Source organism: Desulfitobacterium sp. (assembly GCF_982384815.1).
Map to the genome: position 1 here is coordinate 1 of NZ_CEVWNY010000027.1, position 13,728 is coordinate 13,728.

Genomic DNA, 13,728 nt, shown 5'->3' on the forward strand with positions numbered 1-13,728 from the left:
TGCGCCGCTCGGGTACCCTCGCTATCACGCCGCTCGGGTACCCTCGCTATCACGCCGCTCGGGTACCCTCGCTATCACGCCGCTCGGGTACCCTCGCTATCACGCCGCTCGGGTACCCTCGCTATCACGCCGGGGCGGGAAAATGCTTCCAAGGGTCGCATTTTCTTAATCCGCCCGTTCAAGTCCCTTCTCACTTATTAGCTCATCATATACAAAAAAGCACACTCGCTATAAGTGTGCTTTAAAAATCTTCTGGTGCGAGAGAAGGGACTTGAACCCCCACGGTTTCCCGCTGGAACCTAAATCCAGTGCGTCTGCCAGTTCCGCCACTCTCGCATTTGATATAATTGCTGCAAGGATGATTATATCTCAGTTTTATACGATTGACAAGCTTTTAAGAAATATTAATTTATTGTAAAATATGGATTTAAGAAAATCTTAAGTTTGCGATTCAATGTTTTTGCGTTACAATGGAAAAGTAAGCGAAACCCAAAGGAGGACTTTTTTGTGGGGGAGTTAAGGGTCTTAGTATTTTCAGCAACTTTCGGGGCAGGTCATCTTCGGGCTGCTGAAGCAATGATTGAAGCAATTCGCGAAAAGGCACCAAATGCGGAAATAACTCATTTGGATTTTGTTGCTTTTATGAGTAAGACATTTAATAAGGTAGTTAAAAATACTTATATCGAATTAATTAAGCATACCCCAAAACTTTATGGCATGTTTTATTATCGGACCTCCAAAATTAGACCTGATTCTCTAATCCAACGCTTTATTAACCTTTTAGGGCGCAAAGAATTTTTAGATTATATCAGGGGGATTAATCCCGATGTAATAATTTGTACCTATCCGGTGATTGCCGGGGTCTTAGGAGAGCTGCGCTACAAAGGAGTAATTCATTCCCCCATCGTCTCGGTAGTGACTGATTATGGAGTTCATAGTCAATATATCCAGCGGGGAGTTGACCTTTATATTGCCGGCTGTGAGGATGTCTATCGGGATCTCATTGCCGGGGGAATTGCCACTGAGCGCATTAAAATTACCGGAATACCGGTTAACCCGAAATTCGAACAAAAACTTGAACGGGCAGATGTATGTGATAAATTAAAAGTTAAGCCGATTCGTCCCACTATATTAGTGATGGCGGGGGCATATGGGGTTCTAGGTGGGTCAAAGCATATCTGCAAATTTCTCCTGGATTCGGAAGTGGAGCTGCAGATTTTGGTGGTTTGCGGACGGGATGAAAAGCTTTACCGGACTTTGGAAGGGCTGGAAGGCCGAAACCCAATGGTTGTTTATGGTTACATCAATAACGTTGAGGAACTCATGAGCGTTTCCGACTTGATAATTACCAAAGCCGGGGGACTCACTGTTTCTGAAGCGTTGACGAAAAGTTTGCCAATGATCATTTTTAAGCCGATCCCCGGTCAAGAAGAGGAAAATGCTAATTTTTTAGCCAGAATTGGTGCAGCTAAATTGGCTAGGACTGAAGAGGAGTTGGAAACAACCATTAAAGATCTTCTCAGTAATCCTGCTGATATCGAAGAAATGCGTGAAGCGGCAGCTAACGCTTTGCCGGGTCGGGCCGCCGAAAAGGCAATAGATCATATATTTGCACTTCTTAAAAAATAGGATGGGGTAATAATCGGGTGTAAAGGTTAGAAATGCGTAAAAATCATATGCTATCGCCGTTAAAGCCTTGATTTTAGTACTACCGTCTGGTAGAATGGTCAGGTAAATTTGCTTAACTATACCTTTGGAAAACTTTTCTCATGGAATGGGTGGAAACTGCTTTGAAGGGGGAACGCAAGGTTCCCCTTTTAGGTCATGCTAAAACACGCAAAGACTTGCAATAAATGTCGAAATAAATTTAGTTTGCCATATGGGCATTTCGGATAGACTAACTTCATCACCCACTTATTAATCTTTTCCAAAGGGAGCATTAAGGGGGAGCACATATGTCAGTTAAAGTGGAGAAAATAGAGAAAAATATCGTTGAGCTCGAAGTAACCGTCGATGCCAAGATATTTAGTGCAGCTGTAACCAAGGCTGCCAAAACCCTAGCCAACAAGGTTAATATTCCCGGATTCCGTAAAGGAAAAGCACCTCGCTCCATGGTTGAGCGTTATGTGGGAACTGCAGCACTCTACAATGATGCGGTGGATGATATCCTTGGTGTAGAGTATATGAAAGCTGTGGATGAGTCTGGAATCGAGCCTGTGGATCGTCCGGAAGTTGATCTTGTGCAAATGGAAGATGGCAAGGATCTAATCTTTAAGGCAAAAGTTGTTGTTAAGCCGGAGGTTGAACTGGGAGCTTATAAAGGCTTAGAAGTCGAGAAAATTGCCGCTTCGGTTTCTGATGAAGAAGTAGAGCAGGAAATCAAACGCAAACAGGATCAGCATGCCAAAATCCTTAATCTTGAAGAAGGAGCAATCCAGGATCAGGATAATGTAAATATTGATTTCGCCGGCTCGGTGGATGGCGTTCCTTTCGAGGGCGGAACTGCCGAAGGGTATGATCTGGTAGTGGGATCAGGTTCATTTATCCCCGGTTTTGAAGATCAATTGATCGGCGTGCAAATTGGACAGGAAGTTGATGTCAACGTTCGCTTCCCCGATGAATATCATGTTGCAGACCTAAAAGGTAAGGATGCCTTATTCAAGGTCAAAATCAATAAGATCAAGAGAAAAGAATTAGCTTCCTTAGACGATGAATTCGCCAAAGATGTTAGCGAATTTGAAACACTTGATGAATTGAAAACGGATTTGAGAGACAAACTTATGACAGCGGCAGAACAACGCGCAGAGATGGAATATAAAAATGCTTTCGTTAGTAAGGCTGTAGAAAACGCAAGTGTTGAGATTCCGGAAGCTATGGTAAACAATCGAATCGATATGATGCTTGAGGAGACAGCTCAGAATCTTTCTTATCAAGGACTGGATTTGGAAACCTATTGTCACTACATGGGAACCAGTATTGATGAAATGAAAGAAAAACTGCGCCCTCAGGCTTCGGAAAATCTCAAAACCGAGCTAGTTTTAGAAGCAATTGCAAAAGCAGAAGGAATTGAGGTATCCGAGGAAGAAGTAAACACAGAGTTAGCAAAACTCGCAGAACGTTATCAAACCAGTCCAGAAAATTTGAAACAGGCCCTTATGGCACGTGGCGAAATAGGAATGTATCGTCAGAGTTTAGTTTCCGAAAAAACGGTAAACTTCCTCGTTGAGCAAGCATAGCCTATGTGCAGGGGTATTCTGTGCTAGAGAGGTGAGAGGATGGCAAAGTACAACGATGAAAAGAACCAGCTTAAGTGTTCGTTCTGTGGTAAAATGCAAGATCAGGTAAAAAAGCTAGTTGCCGGCCCTGGAGTATATATTTGCGATGAGTGCATTGAGCTGTGTAATGAGATTATTGAGGAGGAGCTCAATGAAGACTTGGGAATGGAAATCGGTGATATTCCCAAGCCCAAAGAAATTCGAGCTATTCTCGACCAGTATGTAATCGGACAGGATGATGCCAAGAAAGCATTGTCGGTAGCTGTTTACAACCACTATAAACGAATCAACTTAGGTATGAAAATTGATGATGTGGAGCTTCAAAAGTCTAACATCGTCATGTTGGGACCCACCGGCTCCGGTAAAACACTGCTTGCTTCAACATTGGCCAAGGTGTTGAATGTACCCTTTGCAATTGCGGATGCAACCTCTTTAACTGAGGCTGGTTATGTGGGTGAAGACGTTGAAAATATCCTCCTCAAGCTAATTCAAGCCGCAGATTATGATGTCGAAAAGGCGGAAAAAGGAATCGTCTATATCGACGAAATTGATAAGATCGCCCGCAAATCCGAGAATCCTTCCATTACCCGTGATGTTTCCGGGGAAGGTGTGCAGCAGGCACTTCTCAAGATTCTGGAAGGAACTGTAGCTAGTGTGCCGCCCCAAGGTGGTCGTAAGCATCCCCATCAGGAGTTTATTCAGCTGGATACCACGAATATTTTGTTCATCGTGGGCGGGGCTTTTGACGGGATCGAAAAGATCATTCAAAACCGCATCGGTAAAAAGGTCATGGGCTTCGGGGCTGAGATCAAGAAGAAGAGCGATCAGAACATCGGTGAGACTCTAAAAGAGCTCCTTCCTGCGGATCTTCTCAAATTCGGACTCATTCCGGAGTTTGTCGGACGTTTGCCGGTTATGGTCAAACTGGATGCCCTTGACGAAGAGGCACTGATCAGAATCTTGACCGAACCCAAGAACGCTTTGGTTAAGCAATACGAAAAACTCCTGGAGCTGGATGGAGTGGCCTTGGAATTCAAGGAAGAGGCTTTAAGGGCTATTGCTGAAGAAGCTATTCGCCGTAACACGGGAGCCCGGGGCTTAAGAGCCATCGTGGAGGAGATCATGCAAAATGTAATGTATGAGATTCCTTCCCGCAATGATGTGACCAAGTGTGTTGTAACTAAGGATGTGATCCAGAAGAAGGATGAACCCCTTCTGGTCACCATCGATAAAGGTAAAAAAGGCAAAAAAGAAGAATCGGCATAAAAGAGCGAGACAAGGAGTAATCCTTGTCTCGCTGTTTTAAATAATGGGGACAGGTACCGTTTTCATTCTAAGTGAATCAAGGGACCTGTCCCTGTTATTCGCCGGGAGCCGTCAATAGTCTTGGCGGCTGTAAACCTGGGCAAGGAAGGAACGTAAGATATGTGGTCCCTCCGGGGTTAGAATGCTCTCCGGGTGAAATTGTATTCCATAAAAGGGGTAATAGCTATGGCGAATCCCCATGATAAGATTGTTTTCAGTGCGGGCGGTGACCATAAAGAGGGGGTTCAGACCAAGGGGATCGATCATGAGGGAGTGATATCTTCCGGCCAAAAACCCTTGTGAGCATTCCGAAAAAAGGGCTGCTTTATCATGATAAATGGGGGATTGCTTACCATGAACAACTTCGGGAGCGGCGGTTATTTCAGATCCAAAGGCTTGGGCAAGAGCCTGATGTCCGAGACAAACTCCCAGTAAAGGGATGGGACAGCCTCTTTGGGCATGTTCATTAAGGAGGCGGATGACTTCAAGAGAGATTCCGGCTTCATTGGGAGTGCAGGGTCCGGGTGAGATGACCACCCCGTCAGGACTTGTGGCGAGAAATTCCGTCCCGGATACTTCATCATTTTTATAGACTATGATTTTTTCTCCCAATTCGCCGAAGGCTTGAACCAGATTATAGGTGAAGGAGTCGTAGTTATCTATGATGGCCAGCATAAGGGGCCTCCTTTCGCAGATAATGGCGGGTTTTACAAATCTTCCACGACTTTGAACAAGGCCCCCGCCTTATGCAAGGTCTCTTCGTATTCCCGTTCGGGAATGGAGTCAAAAACAATTCCGGCCCCGCTTTGAACGCTAACCAGATCATCCTTGACAGCCAATGTTCGTATGATGATACAGAAATCCAGATCCCCATTCCAGCGGTAGATGCCGAGGGCCCCGCCGTAGGGACCCCGTCGGGTAGGCTCTAATTCCTGGAGGATTTCCATAGCCCGAACTTTAGGAGCGCCGCTTAGGGTACCTGCGGGCAGAACCGCTTGCAAGGCGTCCAAAGAATCATAAGCGGCTCCCAGCCGTCCCTCAACAGTGGAAACGAGGTGCATGACGTGAGAGAAGCGTTGGATGCTACAGAATTTACTTAGGCAAATGCTCCCATATTCAGAGACCCGGCCCAGGTCGTTTCGCCCCAGGTCGACAAGCATGGCGTGTTCGGCCATTTCTTTGGCATCTTCCAGAAGTTCTTGTTCAAGCCATCCATCTTCCAGTGGATCTTTTCCCCGGGGCCGTGTTCCGGCAATGGGGCGGGTTTGTATTTGAGATCCTACCGAGGAGAGCATAAGCTCCGGGGAACTGCCTACCAAGGTTTCTTTTTCTCCGAACAGGCAAAAGAGCCAAGGGGAAGGATTGAGAATCCGCAGCTTTTGATAGGCAGCCCAGGGATTGATACGCCTTTTCAGGGTAAAACACTGGGAGAGCACAGCTTGGAAAATGTCCCCGGAGCGGATATACGCTTTGATCTTTTCCACTTGGGATAGAAACTCCGAAGGTTTGAAATTGGCATGCCATTGGATCGGATCGGTCAGGGGATTGTGTGGCCGTTCCATGGAGGTTTCCGGTGTCGTAACCTTTGAGGGGGTGGTCTCCTGAAGGTGATTTTGGCTTTGGCAGTGATTTTGGGAAATCCAGCGGTCAAGGTTTTTCGACCAATGATTATAGAGCTTGATCAGTTCCGAGTCATCTTTGGAGAATATCTCAAGGATGACTTTTTGTGAACTGGGAAGGAGGACCAGATTAATGGGACAAAGGCGAAAAAAGTAGTTGGGTTTCGCGGTAGTAGCTTTAGGCTTTTGCCAGAGAAGCCCCCACTCGTAATCCAGGTAGCCGATGATGCCGCTTTCACAGGTTTTTTTCGGAAAGTTTTTTCGGCAAAAATCCCTGAGGTGGTCTAGGGGATCGGGGGGAAGACCGGGTTCCCGGGTCTCGGGGGATAAGATCCAGCCCTCACCGAATCCATAATAGGTCCGCTGGTGTTCTTCTTCATTTCCTTCCAGGAGGGCATAGCATTTTTCACCCAGGGTCTCTGAGAATTGGCGGAGATCCATTACCCAATCAGACTTTGTTGACGGGAAGGGGTCAAGGATCCATTCCTTTTGGATCATTCGCATGCAATGTCCTCCTTAACCGGTGTTTTTCTCAGCGAACTGACCCAGGCGTAGATCCCTTGCTCTCGGCATCTTAACTCTTGCTCAGGGAGTGGGTGTGAATCAAGTTCGGCAAACCTTTTGACCAGAGCACTGCCTACAATGACTCCCTGGCAGGCTTGGCTCAATTTATGCACTTGGGCTGAAGATTGGATTCCGAATCCCACATAGCATGGGGTGGAAAGAGCGGTCTGGAGAGAGTGAATAAATTCCAGGGCCTGTAATGGAATTTCCGCATCCCCTCCGGTTATCCCATTACGGGATAGGACATAGACAAAGCCCTTTTGTTCCTGGGCAAGATCATGAATGTGGTCGGGCCGGCTGGTTTGGGCAATCATAGGGATAAAGGCCAATCGGTCTTGCAGAAGTTCATAGGCTCTTTGCCGGAAAGGTGTGCTTTCCCGCCAGGGAAGATCGGGCAGTATCAAACCGTCGACTCCGGCTGTGAAGGCGTCATTGAGGAGGCGGTCATAGCCGTAATGGAGCAGGGGATTGAGATAGCTCATTAAAAGCAGGGGGGTGCCCTGATTTTCCTTGCGGAACCGGGCTACGATATTTAGGACTTCTTCGAGATTTATCCCCTGCTGAAGGGCTCGTAAGCCGGCGGATTGGATTACCGGGCCATCGGCGATGGGGTCGCTGAAGGGAACGCCCAGTTCAAGGATATCAACTCCTGCCTTCCCCAGGCCGGTTAACCGGCGCAGAGTGGTTTCGGAATCAGGGTCCCCGGCCATAAGATAAGTGATTAATCCCATGCCCATAGGATTCTCGGGTGTTTGAAGACGGGCTTTGGCAAGAGCTGCTTCTAAGCGGTCAGACATGGCATTCCCTCCTTTGTAAATTGTGGATAGATTGAGCAAAAGTTTCCATGTCTTTGTCTCCCCGGCCCGACAAATTGACGATGATGTGTTTTTCCGGGGAAAGGGTGGGAGCGATTTTTATGGCATAGGCAAGGGCATGGGCGCTTTCAAGAGCGGGCAGGATTCCTTCCGTACGGGCAAGGAGATGACTGGCCTCTAAGGTTTCGGTATCGGTTACACCGACATAGCGTGCACGTCCAATGTCTTTCAAGTAGCTGTGCTCAGGCCCGACGCCGGGGTAATCGAGACCGGCTGAAACAGAGTAGGTGTCGGGAATCTGACCATCTTCATCTTGCAAAAGATAGCTATAAGCTCCATGAAGGATGCCGGGACGGCCAAGCGATAAGGTGGCCGCATTTTCTCCTATGCCCGGGCCTTTTCCTCCGGCTTCTACTCCAATCAGTCCGACATGTTTATCGGCCAGAAAGGGATAGAAAAACCCAATGGCATTGCTCCCTCCGCCCACGCAGGCGATGAGCAGATCCGGAAGGCGTCCCTGGAGATTTAGGAATTGAGAGCGGGTTTCTTCACCGATAATCCGCTGAAAATCCCGGACGATGGTAGGATAGGGATGGGGACCGGCGGCAGTCCCAAAACAGTAGAAAGTGCTCCGAGGGTGAGCGACCCAGTCTCTTAAGGCTTCATTGATAGCGTCTTTCAGGGTTTTTGATCCTGTAGTGACCGGGTGGACTTCACAGCCCAACATTTTCATGCGCAGGACATTTAAATGCTGCCGCGCTACATCCTCCTCCCCCATGTAGATGGTGCAATTCAAGCCCATGAGGGCGCAGGCGGTAGCGGTGGCCACACCGTGCTGACCGGCTCCTGTCTCCGCAATGACCCGGGTTTTTACCATTCGCTTGGCCAAGAGAATTTGCCCCATGGTGTTGTTGATTTTATGAGCGCCGGTATGATTGAGATCCTCCCGTTTGAGATAAATCCTGGCCCCGCCCAGAGATTTACTGAGCCTTTGGGCATCGTAGAGGAGGGAAGGGCGGCCTACATAGTTGGCTAGGAGTTCTGCCAACTCTTTCTGAAAGCCGGGATCTTTCCGGGCTTCATGATAAGCCTGTTCCAGCTCATCCAAAACAGGGATGAGGGTCTCGGGGACATAAGCCCCTCCGTAGCTGCCGAAACGGTTTGGTTGAGGTATATGGCCTTGGTCCTTCGGAATCATGATTAAATCCTCCTTTTTGCTAGGCTGAGACCCTAAGTTTTTCCAATATGCTTAGGGCTTTGCCGGAATCCAGACTTTCGGCAGCCAGGGTAATCCCCTCTTGGATGCCGGTTACTTTGTTGGCGGCGTAGAGGGCGGTCCCGGCGTTAAGCAAAACAATATCCCGCCGGGGCCCTTTCTCGCCATAAAGAATGCGGAGGGTGATCTCCCTGTTTTCTGCGGGTGAACCTCCTTGAAGGTCCTGAAGGGAACAGAGGTCGAGACCATATTCCTCAGGTCGGATAATAAAGGGTTGTATTTCCCCGCCATCAATGAGTATGGCTTGAGTAGCCCCTGTCAGAGTCACTTCATCCAGACCGTCCTCACCCACGGCTACGATGGCCCGTTTGATGCCGAGAATTTGGAGGGCTTTGGCCATTTTGGGGAGCAAGGAGGGAGAAGAAACCCCGAGCAATTGGTAAGAGGCACCGGCGGGATTGAGCAGGGGACCCAGGAGATTAAAAATAGTTCGGACACCCAGTTCGCGGCGTTCGGCGGCGACTTTTGCCATAGCGGGATGATAAATCGGAGCAAAAAGGAAGGTCATGCCGATGTGCTGGAGATGGCACTCACTGGACTCCGGGGTGGATTTAAGAGAAATGCCCAGCTGCTCCAAAACATCGGCGCTGCCGCAACGTCCGGAGGCAAAGCGGTTCCCGTGTTTGGCTACCGGAACTCCGGCACCGGCGATGACAAAAGCTGTGGTTGTAGAGATGTTAAAGGTACCGCTGCGGTCTCCTCCGGTTCCGCAGGTATCCAGGGTCCCTTCGGGAGCTTTGATCTTAAGGCCGGCCTCCCTTAAGGTTTGGGCAAAGGCCGCGATTTCCTCAGAGGTTTCTCCTTTAAGATTTAATCCCAGGAGCAGACCTCCGATCTGGGCCGGGGTCAGTTTTCCGGCCAAAAGGTCCCGGACCACAGTGAAGGCTAATTCTGCAGGGAGATCCTGCCTTCGGGATAGCAGGTTTAAAGATTCACGAATCGCCTGGGTCATAGTGGTATCTCCTTTCTTACTTGTGAGATAAAGTGTTGGATTTTTTTACGATCTTTACGACCATTTCGCTCTACTCCGGAGCTGACATCCACTCCGTAGGGCCGGGTTAGACGGATGGCTTCCCGAATGTTGTCAGGATTGAGCCCCCCGGCCAGAATCAGGGGATAACCAAGGTTTTTGATTTTGCGTAGAAGCTCCTGGAACTCAGAGGTATGCCAGGGGAGGGGGATTCCGGTTCCCCCTGCCATTCCTCGTGAGACCGAGTCCAAAAGAATTCCGTGGAGGAAGGCAGGATCCGCATCCAAGGCAAAATCCGGTATAGGAGGGAAAGAGAGTGCTTTGATCTTTGTCACGGGTAGGTGGTGATAGAGTCTAGGATCTTCATTTCCATGCAATTGAAGGGTATCCAAGGAGCATTCGCGGATAATTTGGCCGACATTTTCAGGGGATTCCCGGGCGAAAACCCCGACTTTGCTTATCAAGGGAGGTAAGCGGAGGATAATTTCCCGGGCGGTCCGAGGTTTGATATAACGTTTGCTGTAGGGGACGAAGATAAATCCCAGGGCATCTGCACCGGCTTCAACTGCCCAACGAGCTTCTTCAAGAGTACGGATTCCGCAGATTTTTATCCGGGGCATGTCTTCACCCCCTTGGCCCCCAGACCTGCTTCACGCAGGGAGCGGATATGCAAAGCGGGATCAGGGGACAGGAGGCAGGATTCTCCCACGAGGACCGCCTGAGCGCCATACTTGGAGACCAGTGCGGCATCTTCGGGAGTATGAATCCCACTTTCGCTGACCAGGATGCAATCAGGCGGAATCAGGGAGCTGAGGGATGGGGTGCGTTCAAGGTTTATCCGGAAGGTTCGCAGATCCCGGTTATTGATACCGATGATCTTCGCTCCGGCTTTGAGTGCCCGGGCAATATCCTTTTCATCACGGCATTCTACCAGAGCCTTCAATCCCAGTTCGTGGGTCAGGTGAAGCAGATTGGGGAGTGCGGCAGTGTCCAGAATCCCGGCAATGAGAAGAATCATATCCGCTCCCATGACACTGCTTTCGATCACCTGATATTCAGAGAAGATAAAATCTTTACGCAGGAGCGGAAGGGAGGTTAAGGAGCGGATTTTTTGAAAGATCTCAGGTCCCCCCAGGAAAAAATCTTCCTCGGTGAGTATGGAGATAAGAGAGGCTCCACCGGATTCATAAGCCTGAAGAGTTTCTTCGAGGGAGAGACGCCAGGGTATAATCCCCTGGCTTGGGGAGGCGCGTTTGATTTCAGCAATCACATGGAAGGAATCGGGAGTCAGTCCTTGCTTTTCCGGGCAGCGGGCAGGGATTTTGTCCTTGTCCCTTAATTGCCGTTTAAGCTCAGAAAGGGGAGTTTGCTTTTCAAGATCCCGGAGCCTTTTTCTTTTCTCATGGAGAATTCTTTCGAGAATGTCCATGGGCAATCACCTCCGCAGGGAAAATTTTTATACCAAAAAAAGCTTTCTATCCCAAAGGACAGAAAGCTTCTGTGGTGCCACCTTAATTTGTACTTGTGTGTCCACAAGTACCTCTATCAAGTACGGAGAAACATCTCTTCATCTGGCCGCAAAGATAACGGCCAGGCAAGTTGCCGTTATTCATCCAGAGGAGGGCAGCACTTCGTTTTAGAAAATAAAAAACTTTCCGTCCTATGTAAAGGACAGAAAGTACTTCTGTGTTGCCACCTTAATTTATATGGGTCAGCGAAATCGACTGGAGTAAAAAACTGTCCCATACCTCTAACCGGATGCGGAGAGAATTATCAATGCTCTCGATACCCGTGTTTCTGTAACGGGAAACCCCCGGCTCGCCTACTGGAAATTTCTATCCGGACATTCAAGATAGAAAATCGTTCAGCTTGCGCTTCAGAGACCCATTCCACCAAACGGTCTGTATCAGCTCCCACCAACACTGACTCTCTTGGACATTCCGGCTAAGGTGTACTCTTTCTCGTCATTAGCATTTACTGGATAAATTTATTGTTATTATAGAGTGTTTAAAAATAAATGTCAAATCATATTTTTTTCATTCTAAGTGAATCGGGGGACCTGTCCCCGTTATTCATATCACGTTTTAAATTCCTTTCTCTGGCAATACTACCAAAGGTGATTAGTATTTTGCCTCAGGAGGGAATAGAATAATGGCTGGATTAACCGGAATTGTCATGATGGTACAGTTGGTTTTCGCTATCATCATCGGCTTATACTTTTGGGGGTTATTAAAATCCCAGCAGGGTAACAAAGTCTCCATCGAACGGGAGTCGAAAAAAGAGCTTGAGAAATTAGAAAAGATGCGAAAAATTGCCCTAACCACACCTTTGGCGGAAAAAACCCGGCCCACCCATTTTGAAGAGATTATCGGCCAAATGGAAGGGATAAAAGCTTTGCGGGCAGCCTTGTGTGGACCTAATCCTCAGCACGTTCTGATTTACGGACCTCCGGGAGTGGGAAAAACAGCAGCAGCCCGTTTGGTTCTCGAAGAAGCCAAGCGAAATCCTCTGTCTCCTTTTAAGGAAGATGCCAAGTTCGTGGAAATTGATGGTGCCACAGCCCGCTTTGATGAGCGGGGGATTGCCGACCCGTTGATTGGTTCTGTCCATGATCCCATTTATCAGGGGGCAGGTGCTATGGGAATGGCGGGCATACCCCAACCAAAGCCGGGGGCCGTCACCAAGGCTCATGGGGGAGTACTTTTTATTGACGAGATTGGAGAGTTGCATCCCATTCAGATTAATAAGCTTCTAAAAGTTTTAGAGGACCGTAAGGTTATTTTGGAAAGTGCTTATTATAGCTCCGAGGACACCAATATTCCTGCTCATATTCATGATATCTTCCAAAATGGCTTGCCGGCAGATTTCCGCATGGTTGGTGCAACCACCCGGAGTCCGGAGGAGATTCCCCCGGCTATTCGTTCACGGTGTATGGAGATTTTCTTTCGCTCCCTTTTGCCTGGTGAAATTGCCCAGATTGCCCGGGGGGCTGCTGCTAAAATGGAAATTCCTATAACTCCAAGCGCTCTTAATGTGGCTAAGCAATTTGCAACTAATGGCCGGGAAGCGGTGAACATCGTGCAGCTGGCTGCGGGTGTCGCGCAAACGGAAAAAAAACTTGAGATCAATGCGGCTACAGTGGAATGGGTCGTCACTTCCGGTCAGTATGCTCCGCGGCCGGACCGTAAGGTGCCTTTGGCACCGGAGGTGGGGCTGGTCAATGGCTTGGCTGTTTACGGCCCGAATATGGGCATGCTTTTAGAACTGGAAGTTACTGCTCATCCTGTGACTCCTGGTACCGGGGAGCTGTTGGTCACGGGCATTGTGGAGGAAGAGGAGCAGGGCAGCAACTTTAAGAAAACAAGGCGTAAAAGTATGGCCAGAAGCTCTGTGGAAAATGTACTTACGGTGATTCGCCGCCAATTAGGAATTCTTCCCCATAATTATGATATCCATGTTAATTTTCCCGGAGGGGTTCCCATTGATGGGCCATCGGCCGGTATTGCCATTGCAACGGCCGTAGTCTCGGCAATTCGTCGGGAAAAGGTGGATAATTTTCTGGCTATGACCGGGGAATTATCGATCCGTGGTGGTGTAAAACCGGTAGGGGGAATTGCAGCTAAGATCGAGGCGGCACATCAAGCCGGCTGCCGTAAGGTTTTTATCCCGAAAGAGAATTGGCAGGAACGGTTTAAAGATTTTGCTGAAGGCTTTGAAGTAATTCCTGTGGAAACCCTGAGCGAGGTTTTGGCCGGCTCTTTACTGCTTGAAGCTGGGAAGGAAAAAGTCGAAGTTCGGTCCACTTTGGATGAAATATTGTCCCGCTTAGAGTTAAACCCCAAACCTGCAAACACTTCAGTCAATTTGCCTGAGCAGGGGCAATCATGCTAGAATAGATCTAACA

11 protein-coding genes and 1 tRNA gene are annotated in these 13,728 nt (G+C 48.6%); 4 read left to right on the top strand and 8 right to left on the bottom strand.

Annotated features, from left to right (window positions below; translation table 11 throughout):
• Nucleotides 1–253: 253 nt before the first annotated feature.
• Nucleotides 254–336: transfer RNA gene (locus tag AC1U9U_RS06320), tRNA-Leu, on the bottom strand.
• Between the two features lie 171 nt (nt 337–507).
• On the opposite strand from AC1U9U_RS06320, the gene AC1U9U_RS06325 reads away from it, so the two are divergent.
• The 3 genes from AC1U9U_RS06325 to clpX all read left to right on the top strand — a co-directional run bounded on the left by AC1U9U_RS06325 (nt 508) and on the right by clpX (nt 4,541).
• The gene (locus AC1U9U_RS06325) at nt 508–1,629 is read left to right on the top strand and encodes an MGDG synthase family glycosyltransferase (protein ID WP_479959708.1); all 1,122 of its coding nucleotides are present in this window, start codon (nt 508–510) and stop codon (nt 1,627–1,629) included.
• A gap of 326 nt (nt 1,630–1,955) precedes the next feature.
• Nucleotides 1,956–3,236 carry a trigger factor gene (gene tig / locus AC1U9U_RS06330; RefSeq protein ID WP_479959709.1) on the top strand — a complete coding sequence of 427 codons (1,281 nt, stop codon included), beginning with the start codon at nt 1,956–1,958 and terminating at the stop codon, nt 3,234–3,236.
• Between the two features lie 39 nt (nt 3,237–3,275).
• The gene (gene clpX, locus AC1U9U_RS06335; protein WP_479959710.1) at nt 3,276–4,541 is read left to right on the top strand and encodes an ATP-dependent Clp protease ATP-binding subunit ClpX; all 1,266 of its coding nucleotides are present in this window, start codon (nt 3,276–3,278) and stop codon (nt 4,539–4,541) included.
• 111 nt (nt 4,542–4,652) lie between these two features.
• Here clpX and AC1U9U_RS06340 read toward each other — a convergent pair whose 3' ends face one another.
• From AC1U9U_RS06340 to trpC, 7 genes are read right to left on the bottom strand one after another with little or no spacing between them, the layout of a single operon-like run.
• A complete protein-coding gene (locus tag AC1U9U_RS06340) occupies nt 4,653–5,255 on the bottom strand; it encodes an anthranilate synthase component II (protein ID WP_479959711.1) in 603 nt (200 codons plus the stop codon).
• Nucleotides 5,256–5,287: 32 nt separating this feature from the next.
• Nucleotides 5,288–6,703 carry an anthranilate synthase component I family protein gene (locus tag AC1U9U_RS06345; RefSeq protein WP_479959712.1) on the bottom strand — a complete coding sequence of 472 codons (1,416 nt, stop codon included), beginning with the start codon at nt 6,701–6,703 and terminating at the stop codon, nt 5,288–5,290.
• Entirely contained in the window at nt 6,694–7,560 is an 867-nt protein-coding gene (trpA, locus tag AC1U9U_RS06350; RefSeq protein ID WP_479959713.1) for a tryptophan synthase subunit alpha, read from the bottom strand. Before trpA ends, AC1U9U_RS06345 begins: the two co-directional genes overlap by 10 nt.
• Nucleotides 7,553–8,776, bottom strand: coding sequence for a tryptophan synthase subunit beta (gene trpB, locus AC1U9U_RS06355; RefSeq protein ID WP_479959714.1), 1,224 nt, complete (start codon nt 8,774–8,776; stop codon nt 7,553–7,555). Before trpB ends, trpA begins: the two co-directional genes overlap by 8 nt.
• A 19-nt stretch (nt 8,777–8,795) precedes the next feature.
• Nucleotides 8,796–9,806, bottom strand: coding sequence for an anthranilate phosphoribosyltransferase (gene trpD, locus AC1U9U_RS06360; protein WP_479959715.1), 1,011 nt, complete (start codon nt 9,804–9,806; stop codon nt 8,796–8,798).
• The gene (locus AC1U9U_RS06365) at nt 9,803–10,444 is read right to left on the bottom strand and encodes a phosphoribosylanthranilate isomerase (RefSeq protein WP_479959716.1); all 642 of its coding nucleotides are present in this window, start codon (nt 10,442–10,444) and stop codon (nt 9,803–9,805) included. Before AC1U9U_RS06365 ends, trpD begins: the two co-directional genes overlap by 4 nt.
• Nucleotides 10,432–11,253 (bottom strand): indole-3-glycerol phosphate synthase TrpC, encoded by an 822-nt coding sequence (gene trpC / locus AC1U9U_RS06370; RefSeq protein WP_479959717.1) that lies wholly within the window; start codon nt 11,251–11,253, stop codon nt 10,432–10,434. The genes AC1U9U_RS06365 and trpC overlap by 13 nt, the downstream gene beginning before the upstream one ends.
• 722 nt (nt 11,254–11,975) lie before the next feature.
• On the opposite strand from trpC, the gene lonB reads away from it, so the two are divergent.
• Entirely contained in the window at nt 11,976–13,715 is a 1,740-nt protein-coding gene (gene lonB / locus AC1U9U_RS06375) for an ATP-dependent protease LonB (protein WP_479959718.1), read from the top strand.
• Nucleotides 13,716–13,728 lie beyond the last annotated feature (13 nt).

Coding starts and splice junctions, on each gene's coding strand:
- trpD (WP_479959715.1), bottom strand. CDS start 9,806: ATGACCCAGGCGATTCGTGAATCTTTAAACCTGCTATCCCGAAGGCAG.
- AC1U9U_RS06340 (WP_479959711.1), bottom strand. CDS start 5,255: ATGCTGGCCATCATAGATAACTACGACTCCTTCACCTATAATCTGGTT.
- tig (WP_479959709.1), top strand. CDS start 1,956: ATGTCAGTTAAAGTGGAGAAAATAGAGAAAAATATCGTTGAGCTCGAA.
- trpA (WP_479959713.1), bottom strand. CDS start 7,560: ATGTCTGACCGCTTAGAAGCAGCTCTTGCCAAAGCCCGTCTTCAAACA.
- trpB (WP_479959714.1), bottom strand. CDS start 8,776: ATGATTCCGAAGGACCAAGGCCATATACCTCAACCAAACCGTTTCGGC.
- AC1U9U_RS06345 (WP_479959712.1), bottom strand. CDS start 6,703: ATGCGAATGATCCAAAAGGAATGGATCCTTGACCCCTTCCCGTCAACA.
- trpC (WP_479959717.1), bottom strand. CDS start 11,253: ATGGACATTCTCGAAAGAATTCTCCATGAGAAAAGAAAAAGGCTCCGG.
- AC1U9U_RS06365 (WP_479959716.1), bottom strand. CDS start 10,444: ATGCCCCGGATAAAAATCTGCGGAATCCGTACTCTTGAAGAAGCTCGT.
- clpX (WP_479959710.1), top strand. CDS start 3,276: ATGGCAAAGTACAACGATGAAAAGAACCAGCTTAAGTGTTCGTTCTGT.
- lonB (WP_479959718.1), top strand. CDS start 11,976: ATGGCTGGATTAACCGGAATTGTCATGATGGTACAGTTGGTTTTCGCT.